Annotated in this window: 13 protein-coding genes; 8 read left to right on the top strand and 5 right to left on the bottom strand. The window is 59.8% G+C overall.

The window, feature by feature from the left end; all coding sequences use genetic code 11:
• The first annotated feature begins 5 nt into the window (after positions 1–5).
• Genes S7A_RS19825 through S7A_RS19845 form a run of 5 tightly spaced genes read left to right on the top strand, consistent with a single transcriptional unit; the run spans position 6 to position 5,125 of the window.
• The gene (locus tag S7A_RS19825; protein ID WP_009093144.1) at positions 6–1,196 is read left to right on the top strand and encodes an SfnB family sulfur acquisition oxidoreductase; all 1,191 of its coding nucleotides are present in this window, start codon (positions 6–8) and stop codon (positions 1,194–1,196) included.
• The gene (locus tag S7A_RS19830) at positions 1,193–2,551 is read left to right on the top strand and encodes an LLM class flavin-dependent oxidoreductase (RefSeq protein ID WP_009093145.1); all 1,359 of its coding nucleotides are present in this window, start codon (positions 1,193–1,195) and stop codon (positions 2,549–2,551) included. Before S7A_RS19825 ends, S7A_RS19830 begins: the two co-directional genes overlap by 4 nt.
• 24 nt (positions 2,552–2,575) lie before the next feature.
• Positions 2,576–3,385 (top strand): MetQ/NlpA family ABC transporter substrate-binding protein, encoded by an 810-nt coding sequence (locus S7A_RS19835; RefSeq protein ID WP_009093146.1) that lies wholly within the window; start codon positions 2,576–2,578, stop codon positions 3,383–3,385.
• Between the two features lie 2 nt (positions 3,386–3,387).
• Entirely contained in the window at positions 3,388–4,491 is a 1,104-nt protein-coding gene (locus S7A_RS19840; RefSeq protein ID WP_009093147.1) for a methionine ABC transporter ATP-binding protein, read from the top strand.
• Entirely contained in the window at positions 4,475–5,125 is a 651-nt protein-coding gene (locus tag S7A_RS19845) for a methionine ABC transporter permease (RefSeq protein ID WP_009093148.1), read from the top strand. Before S7A_RS19840 ends, S7A_RS19845 begins: the two co-directional genes overlap by 17 nt.
• A gap of 35 nt (positions 5,126–5,160) precedes the next feature.
• Here the strand turns inward: S7A_RS19845 and S7A_RS19850 are convergent, their stop codons facing one another.
• From S7A_RS19850 to ssuD, 5 genes are all read right to left on the bottom strand, one after another.
• Positions 5,161–6,378 (bottom strand): monooxygenase, encoded by a 1,218-nt coding sequence (locus S7A_RS19850; RefSeq protein WP_009093149.1) that lies wholly within the window; start codon positions 6,376–6,378, stop codon positions 5,161–5,163.
• Positions 6,371–7,831 (bottom strand): MFS transporter, encoded by a 1,461-nt coding sequence (locus tag S7A_RS19855; RefSeq protein ID WP_009093150.1) that lies wholly within the window; start codon positions 7,829–7,831, stop codon positions 6,371–6,373. The genes S7A_RS19850 and S7A_RS19855 overlap by 8 nt, the downstream gene beginning before the upstream one ends.
• A gap of 209 nt (positions 7,832–8,040) precedes the next feature.
• Positions 8,041–9,447, bottom strand: coding sequence for an LLM class flavin-dependent oxidoreductase (locus S7A_RS19860; RefSeq protein WP_009093151.1), 1,407 nt, complete (start codon positions 9,445–9,447; stop codon positions 8,041–8,043).
• Positions 9,448–9,516: 69 nt separating this feature from the next.
• Positions 9,517–10,929 carry an FAD/NAD(P)-binding protein gene (locus S7A_RS19865; RefSeq protein WP_009093152.1) on the bottom strand — a complete coding sequence of 471 codons (1,413 nt, stop codon included), beginning with the start codon at positions 10,927–10,929 and terminating at the stop codon, positions 9,517–9,519.
• A 19-nt stretch (positions 10,930–10,948) separates the two neighbouring features.
• A complete protein-coding gene (ssuD, locus tag S7A_RS19870) occupies positions 10,949–12,121 on the bottom strand; it encodes an FMNH2-dependent alkanesulfonate monooxygenase (RefSeq protein WP_009093153.1) in 1,173 nt (390 codons plus the stop codon).
• A 275-nt stretch (positions 12,122–12,396) separates the two neighbouring features.
• On the opposite strand from ssuD, the gene S7A_RS19875 reads away from it, so the two are divergent.
• The 3 genes from S7A_RS19875 (at position 12,397) to S7A_RS19885 (ending at position 16,852) form a co-directional block, all read left to right on the top strand.
• Positions 12,397–14,286 carry a sigma-54-dependent Fis family transcriptional regulator gene (locus S7A_RS19875; protein WP_009093154.1) on the top strand — a complete coding sequence of 630 codons (1,890 nt, stop codon included), beginning with the start codon at positions 12,397–12,399 and terminating at the stop codon, positions 14,284–14,286.
• Positions 14,287–14,380: 94 nt separating this feature from the next.
• Positions 14,381–15,328 carry a sulfonate ABC transporter substrate-binding protein gene (locus S7A_RS19880; RefSeq protein ID WP_009093155.1) on the top strand — a complete coding sequence of 316 codons (948 nt, stop codon included), beginning with the start codon at positions 14,381–14,383 and terminating at the stop codon, positions 15,326–15,328.
• A 390-nt stretch (positions 15,329–15,718) separates the two neighbouring features.
• Positions 15,719–16,852 carry a glutathione-independent formaldehyde dehydrogenase gene (locus tag S7A_RS19885; RefSeq protein ID WP_009093156.1) on the top strand — a complete coding sequence of 378 codons (1,134 nt, stop codon included), beginning with the start codon at positions 15,719–15,721 and terminating at the stop codon, positions 16,850–16,852.
• The last annotated feature ends 377 nt before the right edge of the window (positions 16,853–17,229 follow it).

Here is a 17,229-nt window from a genome sequence, read left to right on the forward strand (position 1 = left end):
AAAGAATGAGTCAGGTTCAGCCGAAACAGCCCGCCGACCGCCTCCGCAGTGAGCAACAGGCGCTGGACGTGGCCGCGCAACTGGCGCAGGCGTTCCGTGCGGGTGCCGCCGAGCGGGATCGCGAACGTGAGCTGCCCTATGCCCCCTTGCAGAGACTGTTTCAGTCAGGCCTGGGGGCGATCACCGTTCCAAAGACGTATGGCGGTATTGCGGTTTCAACCGCCACGCTCGCCTCCGTTATCACCCTGCTCAGTGAGGCCGATGCGGCGATAGGGCAGGTTCCGCAGAATCACTTCTACGCGCTGGAAGTCCTGCGCCTCAACGGCAGTGAATCACAAAAGCAACACTTTTATGGCGAGGTACTGGCTGGCGTCCATCTGGGAAATGCACTGGCGGAATTTGCCTCCCGCGCGGCACATCAGCGCACCACACAGATCCGCGATAATGTCCTTAACGGCACGAAATTTTACGCCACCGGTGCGCTGTTTGCCGATCGCATTCCCACGGCAGCGCGCGACGAAGACGAGAAAGAGCAGCTGGTATTTGTGCCCCGACATCAGGCAGGCGTGACGGTTATTGATGACTGGAGTGGCTTCGGCCAGCGCACCACCGGCAGCGGCAGCGTCCTGTTTGAGAACGTCAGGGTGGAGGCAGACGATGTGGTGCCGTTTCAGACCGCATTTGAGCGGCCGACCTCGCTGGGCCCTTTTGCACAGATCCTGCATGCCGCGATCGATCAGGGCATTGCCCAGGCGGCGTTTTATGACATGCTCGACTTTCTGCGTCAGCGTGCCCGGCCGTGGCCAGACAGCGGCGTGACCCGCGCCTGTGAGGACCCCTTAACGCTCGATCGCACCGGGCGTCTGGCGGCACGGTTGCGGGCTGGCGAGGCGCTCATCGCGGAGGCGGGTGCAGCCATTGACGTTGCGCAACAACAGCCTGATGCTGATACGGTGGCGCAGGCTTCGATTGAGGTGGCGAAGGCGCGCGCCTGGACCACCGAGGTCGCACTGGAGGCCGCTAACCTGCTGTTTGAACTCGGCGGCACACGGGCCAGCCTGCGTGAATATCATCTCGACCGCCACTGGCGCAATGCGCGCACTCACACCCTGCACGATCCGGTGCGCTGGAAATATCCCGCGATAGGCAACTTCCTGCTCAATGGCGTACTGCCACCGCGCCGGGGTACGCTATGAGTCAGAAACAGGTTCTGCTCAACGCCTTCAACATGAATTGTGTCGGGCACATTCATTACGGCATGTGGACACACCCTCAGGATCACTCCACCGAATTCAATAGCCTGAGTTACTGGACCGATCTGGCACGCCTGCTGGAGCGCGGGCTGTTCGACGGACTGTTTATCGCGGATATCCTGGGCGTCTATGACGTTTATCAGCAGGGTATCGGGCTGACGGCGAGCGAGTCGATTCAGCTGCCGGTCAACGATCCGCTGATGCTGGTTTCAGCCATGGCGGGCGTCACACAGCATCTCGGTTTTGCGGTGACCGCCAACCTCAGCTATGAAGCACCGTTTCCCTTTGCCCGTCGTCTCTCAACGCTCGACCATCTTACGCAGGGGCGGATTGGCTGGAACATCGTCACCGGCTACCTGGACAGTGCCGCACGGGCGATGGGTAACAAACAGCTGCTGGCGCATGACCAGCGTTACGCTCAGGCGGATGAGTTTCTCGACGTCAGCTATCAGCTCTGGGAAGGCAGCTGGCAGGATGATGCCCTCGTCGTCGACCGCCAGCGTCGTCTTTATGCCGATGCCAGCAAAATTCATCCCATCAGACATCAGGGGGAATTTTATCAGGTTGAGGGGTATCACCTCAGCAGTCCGTCACCCCAGCGCACGCCGCTGCTGTTCCAGGCCGGCACCTCTGCCCGAGGTATTCAGTTTGCGGCGCGTCATGCCGAGTGCACCTTCGTCAATGCCGCGACACCCGCGGCAATGCGTCAGCAGACGCAGCGGCTGCGTGAAGCGGCGACCGCAGCGGGCCGCCGTGCAGAGGACCTGCGTATTTTTATGGGAGTCGGTGTGATTGTGGCTCCGACCGAGCGGGAAGCGCAGGAGAAGCACCGCAGCTATCTCGAATATGCCAGCCCGGAGGCGGGTATCGCCCATTTTTCCAGCTCGATTGGCCTCGATCTGGCAGCTTTCGGTCCCGATGAGCCCATCATCAGCGGTGAAACTCGCGCAATAGAGTCGGTCAGTCAGGCGTACAGCGGCTGGACCCGCCGTCGCCTGCTGGAGCAGCACGCCATGGGCAGTCGTTATCCCCTGATTATCGGCAATCCCGCGCAGGTTGCGGAGGCGCTGCTGCAGTGGATGGATGAGGGAGATATCGACGGCTTCAACCTGACCCGCATTCTTAACCCGCAAAGTTACCGTGATTTTATCGAGTTAGTCGTGCCGGAATTACAACAGCGCGGTCGCTACAAAACGGCTTATCAGCCCGGATCACTGCGCAACAAACTCTTTCAGCAGGATCGCCTGCCCGATCGCCACCCGGCGGCGCAGTGGCGTCATGCCACCGGCCGTCGTTGATCCGCTTAACCTCAAGGAATCATCATGACACGTACAAACAGATTACGCGCCACGCTGGGCGGCTTGCTGCTGACACTCTCTGCTGCCGTCGCCGCTGCGGACTATTCCGGTCCGCTCAAAGTGGGCACGACCGCGGCCTTTGCCCCGCCGCTGGAGACGGCGGTGGCGGAAGCGAAAAAGCAGGGGCTGGCGGTTGAACTGGTTGAATTTACCGACTGGACTGCGCCCAACGTCAGCGTGGAGAATGGCGATATCGACGTTAACCTGTTCCAGCATAAGCCTTTTCTGGAGAACGCTAATCAGTCAGGAGGGTTCCATCTGGTCGCTTATGCGCCTGCTATCATCAACAATATCGGGCTTTACTCTAAAAAGCACAGCGCCATTGACCAGGTGCCGGAAGGGGGCACCGTCGCCATCGCCAACGATCCAATCAACGGCGCGCGTGGATTACTCCTGCTGCAGAAGGCGGGGCTGATTACCCTCAAACCGGGCGCCGGACTGAAATCCACGGTCGATGATATCGTCAGCAATCCTAAGAAGCTGAAAATCATTGAGGTCGAAGCGGTACAGCTCTCACGGTCGCTGGAAGAGGTCGACCTGGCGCAGGGGTATCCACACTATCTGCGTCTGGCGAAAACCATCGATCCGAATCACGCGCTGCTGTTCGACGGGCTGGAACATCCGGAATATGTGATTCAGTTTGTGATTCGGGAGGGGCACCAGGACGATCCGCGCCTGGCAAAATTTGTCGATATCTATCAGCATTCGCCGGTGGTACGCGCCAGCCTCGACAGCTTCTACGGCAAACTCTATCAGCCCGGCTGGAGTCAGTAACGATGGTCAGCCTGGTCATTCCTGACGCGACGGCGTTGCCCCATGCCGCCGCCGCAATCCGCACCCACGCTGCTGCTCACGTCAGGCTGGAAGCGGTCAGTAAACGCTATCCCGGTCAGACGGCCGATGCGCTGCATCACATCAATCTGGAGATCCAGCGCGGTGAGATTTTCGGCATCATCGGCCGCAGCGGCGCAGGTAAATCCACGCTTATCCGCTGCCTGAATCGCCTGGAAGATCCCACCGGTGGACGCATCGTCATCGACGGCACCGACATCAGCGCGCTGGGCGCGCGGCAGCTGGTCGAATGGCGGCGCAGCACGGGCATGATCTTTCAGCACTTCAATCTGCTCTCTGCCAAAACCGTCAGACAGAATATTGAGCTGCCGCTCAGGGTCGCCGGCGTGCCGGCGGCGGCGCGGGCGCGAAAGGTGGATGAACTGCTGGCGCTGGTCGGGCTGGAGGCACGGCAACACGCCTGGCCTGCGCAGCTCTCCGGGGGGCAGAAGCAGCGCGTCGGTATTGCCCGTGCGCTGGTGCACGATCCGGAACTGCTGCTGTGCGATGAGGCGACCTCAGCACTCGATCCCGAGACCACGCGTGCGATTCTGGCGCTGCTGAAAAAGATTAATCAGCAGCGTCATATCACCATTGTGCTGATCACCCACGAGATGGATGTGGTGCATGACCTTTGCCACAACGTGGCGGTCATCGATCAGGGGGAAATCATCGAACGCGGCCCGGTCTGGCAGGTCTACAGCGACCCGCAGCAGGAAACCACGCGTCAGCTGCTCAATCCCGGTTATCAGACGCTGCCCGAATCCGTTGCCGCCCGCCTGAGTGATCACCGGCTGCATCAGGATGCGCGGCTGTTACTGCGTTTGCGCTACACCGGGCAGGGTGCCCGGCCTGATATCGGCGCGCTGGGCGCGCGGGTGCCGGGGGAAATCACGCTGATCCACAGCGCGATTGAGTGGGTGGAACAGAAACCGGTGGGGCAGCTGCTGGTGCTGCTGGATGCACAGCATGAGGCGCAATCCGTCACCGCTCAACTGGCGCACATTGCCGATCGACTGGAGGTAGTGGGTTATGTCACAGGCTATTGATCGTTTGTGGACCGCGTTACTGGACACCCTGCTGATGGTTGGCGTCTCCTCTGCGCTGGCGCTGGCGCTGGGGTTGCCGATGGCGGTGATTCTGGTGGTCAGCGGACGGGGCGATCTCTTTCCCAGTCCGGCACTCAATCGGGTGCTGGGCTGGATAGTGAATCTCTTCCGCTCCATACCCTTTCTGATTCTGATGGTGGCGTTAATCCCCTTTACCCGCTGGATCGTCGGGACGACCTACGGCGTCTGGGCGGCCGTCGTGCCGCTGACCCTGGCGGCAACCCCGTTCTTTGCCCGCATTGCGGAGGTCAGCCTGCGGGAAGTGGATAAAGGGCTGACCGAAGCGGCGCAGGCGATGGGTTTTCATCGCTGGCACATTATCTGGCATGTGCTGCTGCCGGAGGCGCGCCCTGGCATCGTCAGCGGTTTCACCATTACGCTGGTCACCATGATCAACGCCTCAGCCATGGCGGGTGCCATCGGTGCCGGGGGATTAGGGGATCTGGCCTATCGTTATGGTTACCAGCGCTTTGACATGCAGGTCATGGTAACGGTCATCGTGGTGCTGGTCGCACTGGTCACGCTGCTTCAGTTATGCGGTGACCGGCTGTCGCGTCGTCTGAATCATCGCTGAGCGGGTAAGGCCGGGAACCCCCGGCCTTAGCGATCTCACGCGCCTTCGCCATTGCCTATCTGCCAGATGAACGTCGGATCGCTGCCGTTCACTTCCCAGTCACCCACATTGCGGATTTTGTAGATCACCGGATTGTGTGATGAGACCGTGCGGGCGTTACGCCAGTGGCGGTCCAGCGCCTTGCTGACGCGGGTGTCCGACGCGCCAAGCGCATTAAACAGCTCCGTGGCGGCCCGCGTCACCAGCTCCGTGGCTACGGTCTGCGCTTTAGCCGATTCCACTTCTGCCAGCACGTTAACCGCGTGAAGCGCTGCATCATCCGCGCCGCTGAGCTGTAATTCAAACGCCCGCTGCAGTGAGTGGGTCGCGCGCTCAACGGCGGCTTCAGCGGCCCAGGCCCAGCTGCTGATCTGTCCGACCACCTGCAGCACCTGTACATCCTGCCTCACCTGAGGGGCATTGCCGTGGCTGTAAATCCGCTTACGCTGCGCTACCCCCTGTGCCGCATCGCGCACCACCGCCCGGCCAATTCCCGCCAGCGTTGCGAGCAGGACATGCTGGTAAAAAGCGGTCTGATAGCGGAAGCGCTCGCTGAAATCATAAACGTGGGGCTGCTCAACCCCGGCCTGATGAAAGCGGGTGGTGCCACTGCCGGTCAGCCGCTGCCCGAAACCATCCCAGTCGTCATCGCGCTCCACCCCGTTCTGGTGCGTGTTCACCAGCGCAATCACATCACGGCCGTTGTCCGTCCGCTTTGCATAGACATCGATCCAGTCGGCATAGAGGGTTCCGGTGCTGTAAAACTTTTCACCGCTGATCACCCATCCCGCCGGCGCGGGGGAAACCTGGGTGATCACCTCACCCAGCTTCACCGCGCCGACCTCGCTCCAGCCGCTGCCCACCAGCTCACCGTCGACGAAACGCCGGAACCAGCGACGGCGTGCGTCGCTGTCAGGCTGGTTCAGGCGATCCTCGATAAAGGCAAAGTGCGCGCGCAGCGCCTGTGGCAGGTTCGAATCTGCCTCGGCCAGGTCAGTCAGTAACGAAAAGAGCTGGGGCAGCGAAACACCAAAGCCGCCGTCCTCTTTCGGGATTCGCAGTGTGCCGAACCGGGCCTCTTTCAGCCAGCGGATCGGCTCATGCAGCAGCGTGCGGCCGGTTTCCCATGCCGCCGCCTCGCTGGCAATACGGGCAAAAAGCGGTCTGAAATGGTCACGCAGCGCGGCAAATTCAGTCGGGTTGAGTTCAGACATGATCGTCTCCTGTGGCGGGTTGTTCATCAATGTCCTGTCGGGTCGGTTCAAACCGGACGATCAACAGGAAAATAATCGGAATAAGGGCGGCGAGAGAGACAATCCAGAACATATTGGTGCCGTAGCGCGCCTGCAGAATGGGCAGAATAAACAGCGCCAGCGCACTGCCAATGCCGGAAAGCGAGCGGCTGAAGCCGACGCCGGTGGCCCGGATATGCGTCGGGTAGGAGAGTGCCGGATAGATCATCAACTGCGCACCCGGCCCGAAACCTTCAGCAAACAGCCAGAGACCGAGCATCAGCACCGCCACCACCACACCCGTCGTCGCCTGCGGATGGCCAATCAGTGCCAGCGAGATCAGCGCGATAAACTGCAGCGCAAAGCCGGCAATCGCCACATGACGGGAGGGAAATTTCCACGCCAGCCGCATGCCCAGCAGGCCGCCGGTAAAGGCAAACAACGCATTCAGTCCCAGCGAGGCAGAGATGGTTTCGAAGACGCCCGCTCCCAGAAACTGCGCAAGGATCGACGGCAGGAAGAAGGCGATGGCGGTGTATTCAAAGGCGATACAGACGTTCATCACCCCACTGACCAGCGTGCGCTCCAGATAAGGCTTCTGAAACAGCACCCGGAAACTCACTTTCGGCGCCGCCTTCACGGTAACGCCTCTTTCGGGCTGCACTTCATGCGCCTCGATGCCGTAAGAGTCGCGCAGGATACGCACCGCACCACGCAGATCGCCCTGATTAGCCGCCCAGAGAGGAGACTCGTTCATGAATCTGCTGCGCACCGCAATAATCAGCAGGGCCGGTACGGCACCAAACAGCAGCGAGGCGCGCCATAACCAGTCGATGTGTTCAGCAGGCAGCAGAAAATAGAGCGCAAAAATAATGAAGAAACAGGCGGATGAGGCGGCATACCACATCGGGCACCAGGCCGCGAGGCGCGACGCTTTATTGCCTTTGCCGGAGAATTTAGAAAACTCCGCCAGATAAGCCATGGCTACCGGCAGATCGATCCCCACGCCGATCCCCATCAGAAAGCGCGCACCAATCAGCACCCAGACGTTGGGTGCCAGACCCGCAGCGATGGCGGAGACGACAAAGAAGAGCATATCCGCCATAAATACGGAGTAGCGGCCATATTTATCAGTCAGCCAGCCGCCGATCAGATTGCCCACGATAGTGCCGATCATGATGGAGGAGGTCACCAGCCCGGTGAGCACCGGCGTCAGGCTGAACTCCCTGACGACATCATCAATGCCGTAAGAGAGCGTCGTCAGGTCGTAGGCATCAAGAAACACCCCGCCCAGCGCCAGAAACACGATCCAGCGGGCGTAGCTGTTTTTCTCACTTTTACTGTTGATAAGCCGGGCCACGTCGCTCACCGAACGCACCGGCGTGGAGTGGGGCGGCGGGATGGTCAGGGTGTCGTCAATATTCAGTGTACTCATCGTATCCTCGTTATTGTATTCAGCAGGTAACGAGGCTTTTATAGGTATTCCCGGCGCAGTAAACAACCAACAAATATGGATAACGATTATAATAAATTCAATAAGTTAATGCGATTTTACTGGCATGCGAAAGGCCGGATGAAGGGGTTATTTCATCCGGCAGCGTTCAGGTAAATCCGGTGTCAGGCGGCTGTGCGTACAGCCTGATGCTAAACCGCCAGGTTGAGCGTCCGCTGCGCTGAATCAGAACGCCGGCGATAGCCAGCCCCCGGATGTGGCAATGCCAGCCGTGGCCCCTGTCCGAACAGCTTTTCACGCAGCGTTCCTGGCTGATAATCCTGCTTATAGACACCCCGTTTTTGCAGCTCCGGCACCAGCAGCTCCACCACGTCGGTAAAGGTTTCATGCGTTACGGCGTAGGCGAGGTTAAAACCATCCACATCGGTTTCCTCCACCCAGCTCTGCAGCTCATCCGCCACGGTTTCAGCACTGCCCACCAGCAGTGGCCCGAATCCCCCGATCCCGACCCAGTCTGCCAGGCCCTGGACCGTCCACTGGCGGTTCGGATCGGCGGTGGAGAAGGTCTCTACCGCTGACTGAATCGCATTGGTGTGCAGATGCTTCAGCACCTGATCCGGCTGATACTGGCCGAAATCGATACCCGTCCAGCCGGAGATCAGCGCCAGCGCGCCTTCGTAACTGACATAGCGTTTGTACTCCTGCCATCTGGCCTGCGCTGCCAGGTCAGTTTCACCCACAATCACCGTCTGCAGATTGAAGATCAGTATGTCGCGTGGATCGCGCCCCGCCGCGGCGGCTCGCTGGCGAATATCCGCCACGGTTTTTTTCAGCAGCACTTTCGAGGGCGCCGCCACGAACACGCACTCGGCATGTTCCGCCGCAAACGCCTTGCCGCGGCTGGAGGCTCCCGCCTGGTAAAGTACCGGCGTGCGCTGCGGTGACGGTTCGCAGAGATGAATGCCCGGCACCTGAAAGAAGGTGCCCTGGTGGTTAATCGGATGAATTTTATCGGGGTCGCTGAAAATATGGCGTTCGCGATCGCGCACGATTGCGTCATCTTCCCAGCTTCCCTCAAGCAGTTTGTAGATCACCTGAAGATATTCATCGGCATAGTCATAGCGCGCGTCATGATCGGTCTGCGCCTGCTGGCCGATATTGCGCGCGCCGCTCTCCAGATAGGAGGTCACAATGTTCCAACCGATGCGGCCTTTGGTAAGGTGATCGAGCGTGGAAATGCGCCGTGCAAACGGGTAGGGGTGTTCAAACGAGAGCGAGGCGGTGAGGCCAAACCCCAGATGCTCCGTCACCAGCGCCATCGGCGTGATTAACGCCAGCGGATCGTTGACCGGCACTTGGGTGGCCTGGCGAATGGCCGCCTGATTATTGCCGTTGAGCACATCATAGACGCCCAGCACGTCCGCAATAAACAGCCCGTCAAACTTACCGCGCTCCAGCAGGCGCGCCAGGTCGGTCCAGTATTCCAGATCTTTATACTGCCAGGAGCGGTCGCGGGGATGCGCCCACAGGCCGGGAGATTGATGACCGACACAGTTCATATCGAAAGCGTTAAGACGAATTTCACGTTGCGATGACATAGCGACTCCTGAGCGGATGCGGCAATCGCTTGCCGCCCGCGTATAGATTGAGGTTTTTTCAGGGCTGAATTAGTTCGTCAGGGAGCCGGGACATCGCTCACTGAGGGAGGAGGGCGTAATGCTCAGCAGCCTGTGCGCCACCGCTTCCGCATGCTCTGCCACCTGTGGCAGTCCCATCAGCTCGCCAAAACGTCCTCGTGCGGCAGGCCCGGCGACATAGAGATGCGGGTTGGGTTCGCCCCGGGCATCCAGCGTCTGCGACAGCGCATTGACGCTGATGCCCAGCGACAGTGCATCGGGCTGAATCATGCCGTCGCGGTGTAGCTGGCGCAGCAGGGCATTGCTGTTGAGCAGCGCGTTATGCGCCGGGCCGGTCGTCACAATGACCCGATCCACTACCCGGCTCTCCTGATGCGCGCCCCGCAGCCGCAGCGTCAGCCGGAGCGCGTCTCCCGCCGGTTCGGCGACGATCAGACGCGCCGCCCGCAGCGAAAGCTGACCGCTGGCCTGCAGCTGAGTCAGCACCTGGCTGACCTGAGGGGCGATGCGGTAGCGGTGAACGTCCCACCAGGGACGAAGATGCTGCAGAAAACGTTGCTGTTCATGCAGCGGCAGGCTCTGCCAGATACGCTGCCCGTTGCGGCGAATATCATCCAGCACGAGCTGCCAGGGGAGATTTAGCGCCGCAGCCTGTTTAACCTCCTGACGCACCCGATGTAACCAGCCTCGCGCGCTGGCGGGTTGCGGCAGGCGGTAATCCAGCCTGTACTCTTCTTCACTGCCGCTCAGGTTGGCGCGCGGCACCAGCCCGCGACGCGAGAAAACGGTTATCCCGCCGCGATGCCGCTGGCGGTGCAGCGAGGCGACGACATCAGACATGGTCAGCCCTGAGCCGATGATCGCCACCCGCTCGTCTGGCGCAATCCGGGCCAGCGCATCACCCTGCCAGGGATTAGCGATGACAGCGGGGTGCGCCTGCAGCGGCTTCAGCAGCGCAGGCAGTTCAGGCGGCGGATGACTGATCGCCAGCACCACCTGATCGGCCCGGATGCGCTGACCCGAAGCCGTAGTGACGATGCCATCCTGCAGGGAAACCGCGCTGTCCCGTAAATGGTGAAGCGTCACGGGCGAGTGCTGCTGCTGATAAATAAACTGCGCGTTGACCCAGCGGCCAAACTCACCGCGCTGCGGGTAAACATTGCCGTCATGCCACAGCGCGTCCGGATCGTCGCGGAAGTGCGGCGAGGCGCGGTAGTCACGGTCAAACGCGCCGGCTTCATCCCCGGCCAGCTGCATTCTGGCAGCCGGCACATTGATACGATGCGCCGGATCGGGCGTGCCATACGCCACGCCCTGCGCCAGCTGCGCCCGCGGTTCGATCACCGTCACGCTCAACCCCGCCTCGCCCAGCCGGGCGAGATGGATCGCCAGTGCGGTGCCGGTGAATCCACCGCCAATGATGACAATCTGCTGTTGTGACATAAACGAGCCTTTTCTTCTGTTAACTGGCGCTGGAGTGCTTTTCCGGGCGGCGGTCGCCGCCAATGGTTTCGCCAAAGGGCCCGGTATTCACGCTGCGCTGTTTCTTTTCAGCATTTGCCGCCAGCGGTAACAGCGGCATTACCAGATCGGCAAAGCGGTGCGCCTCTTCAAGGTGCGGATAGCCGGAGAAGATAAAGTTCTCAATCCCCAGCGCCTGATATTCACGAATACGATCGGCAACCTGCTGCGGATTGCCCACCAGCGCGGTGCCTGCGCCGCCGCGCACCAGTCCCACGCCCGCCCAGAGATTAGGCCCGATGCGCAGACTCTCGCGCGACCCCTGATGCAGCGCACTCATCCGCGCCTGACCGGCTGAATCCATCCGGGCGAAAATCTTCTGCGCTGCAGCGATCGTCTCGTCATCCAGATGCGAGATCAGCCGATCGGCGGCGGCCCAGGCCTCCTCTTCCGTTTCCCTAACAATGACATGTAACCGGATGCCATAGGAGAGCGTGCGGCCCTGTTCCTGCGCCCGCTGACGCACCACCGCCAGCTTCTCTGCCACCTGTTCGACCGGTTCTCCCCAGGTCAGATAGGTATCGATCTGGCTGGCGGCAACGTCGATAGCCGCCTCCGAGGAACCGCCAAAATAGAGCGGCGGGCCGTTCTCCTGCACCGGGGGAAAGAGGATCTCCGCGCCTTCTACGCGAATGTGCTCTCCTGCGAAGTCGACCTTCTCGCCTTTCAGCAGGCGGGAGTAGACGTCGAGAAACTCCCTGGTCACCTGATAGCGCTCGGCGTGACTGAGGAAGATGCCATCACCCTTGTTCTCCACCGGGTCGCCGCCGGTGACCACGTTAATCAGCAGACGCCCGCCCGAGAGGCGATCCAGCGTCGCGGCCATGCGTGCCGCCAGGCTCGGCGGTTGAAGGCCGGGGCGCACGGCCACCAGATAGCGCAGGTTTTTGGTGATCGGGGCCAGCGCCGAGGCGACCAGCCATGAATCTTCGCAGCTCTTGCCGGTCGGGATTAACACACCGTAGTAGCCCAGATTGTCTGCTGCCAGCGCCACCTGCTGTAAATAGGGTAAATCGACCGCCCGGCCTCCTTCGGTTGTCCCCAGATAGCGCCCGTCACCGTGGGTGGGCAGAAACCAGAAGAGATTCAGGTTTTCCTGTGTCGCGTGGCTCATTAGCAGATTCCTTTATAACGATATTTGAATTTAATACATAGGGATAATCCCTTTGGTTATATAGCCATTAGCAGATAGCGTGCCAGAGTGAGCAGCTATTTTTATCCCGTTAATTCAGTGAGATAGGCATTTACGAATTTAACTGGTGCTGCTGCATTTGCAACAGCCAGGGTGGCAGGCTGTCGCGTCGGCAACAATCCGGCACCTCTGGCCTCTCGTTTATGCGGCGGACGCGCGGTATGGTCATCACTCTTCTGGTAACCCGGTAAAACGAGATGCAGATTTCCAGCCCTGAGTTGATTGACCCCGCATCGCGCGCGTTTAAAAGCGTGCTGGATCAGCTCGCCCCCACCGATGCGACCGTACTGATTATTGGCGAAACCGGCACCGGTAAAGAGGTGATGGCGCGCTATCTGCATCATCACAGCGCGCGCAGCCGGCAACCGTTCCTGGCGGTTAACTGCGGCGCGCTGACCGAAAGTCTGGCGGAGTCAGAACTGTTCGGGCATGAGAAAGGGGCGTTTACCGGCGCACAGGAGCGGCATCGGGGCTGGTTTGAAGCGGCAGAAGGCGGCACGCTGCTGCTGGATGAAGTCGGCGAACTGAGTCTGTCGCTACAGATAAAGCTGCTGCGCGTGCTGCAGGAGCGTGAGATCACCCGCGTCGGATCGTCACGGGCGGTAAAGGTCAACGTGCGGGTGATTGCGGCGACGAACCGTGATCTGGCAGCAGCGATTCGTGAACGGCGATTCCGGGAAGATCTTTACTACCGGCTGAATGTAGCCAGTGTGACGCTGCCCCCGCTGCGCCAGCGCAGCGAGGATATCCCGGTGCTGGCCACACACTTTCTGCAGCTCTATGCGCGTCGCCTGGGCCGTCCTCAGCTCCGCCTCAGCGAGGAGGCGCTGGCGACGCTGATGGCCTACAGCTGGCCGGGCAACATCCGCGAACTGGAGAACACGCTGCACAACGCCGTGCTGCTCAGCAAAAGCTCCGTGGTGACGCCGCAGCAGCTGCGGCTGAGTCCGCTGGCAGAAGGCGATCTGCCGCCTGGCGAAGAGGCGCTGGATCAGTTCCTGCGCCAGCAGATGCAGCAGAGCGAAACGCCACTCTATCCCCGCGTGATTGCCGCGCTGGTGAAAAATGCGCTGGAACTGACCCAGGGCAATCAGCTTCAGGCTGCCGCTCTGCTCGGTATCAGCCGTCATACGCTGCGCACCCAGCTGGGACACCTCGGCGTGATTAAACCGCGCCGCACCGCCCTGCGTCAGCGCCAGACCGCTTCCTGCCAGGCTCCGGAGCGAGAGCGGGAACTGCGCATCGGTTATCAGAAGTTCGGCAACCTCGGCATTCTGAAAGCGCGTCAGTCGCTGGAACAGCAGCTGGCGGATCGTGGCGTCAGCGTATTGTGGAGCGAGTTTCCGGCGGGTCCGCAGCTTCTGCATGCGCTGAGCAATAAGGAGATCGATTTCGGCACCACCGGCGAAGTGCCGCCGCTGTTTGCCCAGGCCAGCAACAGCCCGATGATTTATGTCGCCTGGGAGCCAGCGGCGCCGCAGAGTGTCGCGCTGCTGGTGCCGGACAGCAGCCCGATTCAGCAGATAGGCGATCTCAGAGGGAAGCGTATCGCCGTCAACCGCGGCTCCAACGTTCACTATCTGCTGCTGCAGATTCTGGATGAGGCGGGGTTAGCCCTGGATGATGTGCGTATCGTCTACGCGCCGCCCCGATATCCCTTAACGCCCAGCGATCTCAATGCGGTGGATGCCTGGATGATGTGGGATCCCCTGCTCAGCGATGCCGAGAACAGCGGGCAGTTCAGGGTGATTGCTGACGGTACCGGGCGGGTCAACAACCATCAGTTCTATCTCGCCGAACGCGGATTTGCCGCCCATTCGGGCGATCTGCTGCAGGTTCTGCTTGGCGCGCTGGAGCAGACGGGACGTTACATTGATGCGCACCGCGCGGAAGCGGCCGGGCTGCTCTCCACCGAACTCGGCATCTCTACTTCCTCTCTGATGCATGCCCTGGCCCGGCGCAGTCATCAGACCCAGCGCATGAATTTAGCCATCATCCGCGAACAGCAGACCATCGCAGACCGCTTCTATGCGCTGGGGCTGTTTAGTCGCGCTATCCGGGTTCGCGAGTCAGTCTGGCATCCATAGCGTTTTTTCAGCTAAGCATCGAACTTTTCCTCGCTAAGCGCGGCAACCCGCGTTTGATATGTTGCGCTGACTACAACAGACTCAGGAATGAGAAATGAAAAAAGTATTACTCAGCGCACTCATTATTGCCGCTCAGGCGGGCTTAGCGTTCAGCATCCAGGCAGCAGAGAAGCCCGAAACGATCAACATCGGTTTCCAGAAGGCCAATATCTTCGCGCTGCTGAAATATCGCGGCACGCTGGATCAGGAATTCAAAAAGCAGGGGATCGCGGTTCACTGGATTGAGTTTCCGGCCGGGCCGCAGATGCTTGAAGGGCTGAACATCGGCAGCATCGACCTCGCGGCGACCGGCGACGCGCCGCCCACCTTTGCGCAGGCCGCTCAGGCCGATCTGGTCTATCTGGCACATTCGCCCGCCAACCCGAAAACCGAGGCGATTGTGGTTCCGGCCGACTCGCCGATCAAAAGCGTTGCGGATCTGAAGGGGAAGCGCGTCGCGCTGAACAAAGGCTCTGACGTGAACTATCTGCTGGTTACCGCGCTGGAGCAGGCCGGGCTGAGCTACAAAGACATTACGCCGGTTTATCTGCCTCCTGCCGATGCGCGTGCCGCTTTCCAGCGCGGCGCGGTGGACGCCTGGGTCATCTGGGATCCTTACTATGCAGAAGTAGAAACCAATGCTCACGCGCGGCTGATCAAAAATGCAGAAGGACTGGTGCCCCATTACACCTTCTACCTCGCCAGTCGTAAGTTTGCGGAAGGGTACCCGCAGATCGCCAGCAAGGTCGTGGATGAACTCGGCACGCTCAGCAGCTGGGCCAATCAGCATCAGGAAGAGGCAGCCAGAATCATGTCCACCTCAACCGGGCTGCCCCAGCCTGTCTGGCAGCGCGCGCTGGCGAGAATGCCGTTTGGCGCAGAGCGGATGACGCCAGAGGTCTTCACCCAGCAGCAGGCGCTGGCGGATACCTTTACCCGGATTGGTCTGCTGCCGGTGAAGGTCGATATCCGCAGCGCCACCTGGTCGCAGGATAAAAAGTAGGGGAGAGCCGGGCGGAGGTTCGGGGGGCTTCCGCCTGACGCCAGAGGGGACACCGGCACGGCCTCTCCATCCGTCCGGAGCCTGTTTATGACGGTCAGGATATTATCCGCCACCGGCTTAAGAGCAAAAATTAACCTGCCGTAAGGCAAACGGCAGCAGGATGCAAAGGCGTTGATAAGGTGAGAAACAGGAGGCTTTTAGCGAAGCGGTGCTTACATTTCATAGGGTTACATAATATTAATATCCTCAGACTGCGTCATGCGCTGTTCTACACTTAGACATTCAATCACGTCATTTGATTGAAAAAGCAGCATCACGAAGAGGGTGGCGACCGTAAACATTCACGCAGCCGCAGCCTTCATAACTGATCATGCACGTGAGGAGAACACCATGAAAGCAGTTGTCTATAACGGACCTTTTGACGTTTCAGTCAAAGAGGTGCCGGATCCCAGAATCGTTCGTCCTACCGATGTCATTGTCCGTATTACCACCACCAATATCTGCGGTTCCGACCTCCATATGTATGAAGGGCGCACCAGCTTCGAACAGGGTCGCATCTTTGGCCATGAAAACCTGGGCCAGGTCATTGAAATCGGCGGCGCGGTTGAGCGGGTCAAAGTCGGCGATTATGTCTGCCTGCCTTTTAATGTTGGCTGCGGATTCTGTGAAAATTGCGAGAAAGGGTTAACCGGTTACTGTCTCACGGCAAACCCGGGTACGGCCGGTGCCGCCTATGGCTTTGCTGAAATGGGCGAATGGGATGGCGGACAGGCGGAGCTACTGCGCGTTCCCTATGCTGACTTTAACTGCCTGGTACTGCCGCCTGATGCGGTAGAAAAAGAGGAAGACTACGTTTTACTGTCCGACATCTTCCCCACCGGCTGGCATGCCACTGAACTGGCAGGCTTGCGCCCCGGAGAGAGTGTTGCCATTTATGGTGCCGGACCGGTCGGCCTGATGGCTGCACACTCGGCCCTGATCAAGGGTGCTTCGCAGGTGTTTGTGGTGGATACCCATCCGGACAGACTGGCGCTGGCCGAACAGATGGGCGCAGTGGCCATCAACGGCGTGGGTGATGAGGCCGTCAATAAAATTCTCGAATTAACCGATGGGCGCGGCACGGATTGCGGTTGCGAGTGCGTGGGCTATCAGTGCTGCAATAAACATGGCCACGAGGATAACTCTGCCACGCTGAACAGCCTGGTCGCCTCAACCAAGGCCACAGGCGGCATCGGTGCGGTAGGGGTTTTTGTTCCGCAGGACCCCGGTGGTGCGACCGATCTGGCCAAAGAGGGTAAAGTGCCTTTCGATTTTGGTAATTTCTGGTTCAAGGGTCAGTCGATCAAGACCGGCCAGTGTAATGTCAAAGCGTACAACCGCCAGCTCGCCAGGCTTATCCATCAGGGCAGAGCCAATCCGGCGCAGATCATTTCGCACCGACTCGCGCTGGCAGACGCAGCCGAAGGCTATAAGCATTTTGATGATCGTGATAATGGCTGGACAAAAGTCATTCTGAAACCCTGACAGGTCACTCAGAAGAGATAAGACACATTCAGGTGGTGGGAAGAGGGAGAACGCAAACTGCCTGTCTGTGGCTGGGGATGTTTAGTGCAATCATATCCTGGGATATGAGAGAAGAGGAAAACAGCACGGCAGGCAATGAGATCAGAGATCCATCACGATCATCGGCCCTTTATTTAACATAAATTACATTATGCGAACTCATATAATGTTACGTGAAAACTATGACAGAAGCCCCGAACCGCTCGCGATGAAGATATAAGCAACAAAGTTGGAATTGAGACGGAATTGTAGTGAAAAAATTATACCGGCGGCAGCGGGCATCGTTAACTCAAAATAAAAAGATGTCCGGAGATGACGGTTCAGGATCAGGCAAGCCA

The sequence above is a fragment of the Pantoea sp. Sc1 genome (assembly GCF_000255315.1).
Classification (GTDB): Bacteria; Pseudomonadota; Gammaproteobacteria; order Enterobacterales; family Enterobacteriaceae; genus Pantoea; species Pantoea anthophila.

What these genes read in the sequence shown, in the direction of transcription:
- S7A_RS19825 (WP_009093144.1), top strand. Translation starts at nt 6, where the DNA reads ATGAGTCAGGTTCAGCCGAAACAGCCCGCCGACCGCCTCCGCAGTGAG.
- S7A_RS19830 (WP_009093145.1), top strand. Translation starts at nt 1,193, where the DNA reads ATGAGTCAGAAACAGGTTCTGCTCAACGCCTTCAACATGAATTGTGTC.
- S7A_RS19835 (WP_009093146.1), top strand. Translation starts at nt 2,576, where the DNA reads ATGACACGTACAAACAGATTACGCGCCACGCTGGGCGGCTTGCTGCTG.
- S7A_RS19840 (WP_009093147.1), top strand. Translation starts at nt 3,388, where the DNA reads ATGGTCAGCCTGGTCATTCCTGACGCGACGGCGTTGCCCCATGCCGCC.
- S7A_RS19845 (WP_009093148.1), top strand. Translation starts at nt 4,475, where the DNA reads ATGTCACAGGCTATTGATCGTTTGTGGACCGCGTTACTGGACACCCTG.
- S7A_RS19850 (WP_009093149.1), bottom strand. Translation starts at nt 6,378, where the DNA reads ATGTCTGAACTCAACCCGACTGAATTTGCCGCGCTGCGTGACCATTTC.
- S7A_RS19855 (WP_009093150.1), bottom strand. Translation starts at nt 7,831, where the DNA reads ATGAGTACACTGAATATTGACGACACCCTGACCATCCCGCCGCCCCAC.
- S7A_RS19860 (WP_009093151.1), bottom strand. Translation starts at nt 9,447, where the DNA reads ATGTCATCGCAACGTGAAATTCGTCTTAACGCTTTCGATATGAACTGT.
- S7A_RS19865 (WP_009093152.1), bottom strand. Translation starts at nt 10,929, where the DNA reads ATGTCACAACAGCAGATTGTCATCATTGGCGGTGGATTCACCGGCACC.
- ssuD (WP_009093153.1), bottom strand. Translation starts at nt 12,121, where the DNA reads ATGAGCCACGCGACACAGGAAAACCTGAATCTCTTCTGGTTTCTGCCC.
- S7A_RS19875 (WP_009093154.1), top strand. Translation starts at nt 12,397, where the DNA reads ATGCAGATTTCCAGCCCTGAGTTGATTGACCCCGCATCGCGCGCGTTT.
- S7A_RS19880 (WP_009093155.1), top strand. Translation starts at nt 14,381, where the DNA reads ATGAAAAAAGTATTACTCAGCGCACTCATTATTGCCGCTCAGGCGGGC.
- S7A_RS19885 (WP_009093156.1), top strand. Translation starts at nt 15,719, where the DNA reads ATGAAAGCAGTTGTCTATAACGGACCTTTTGACGTTTCAGTCAAAGAG.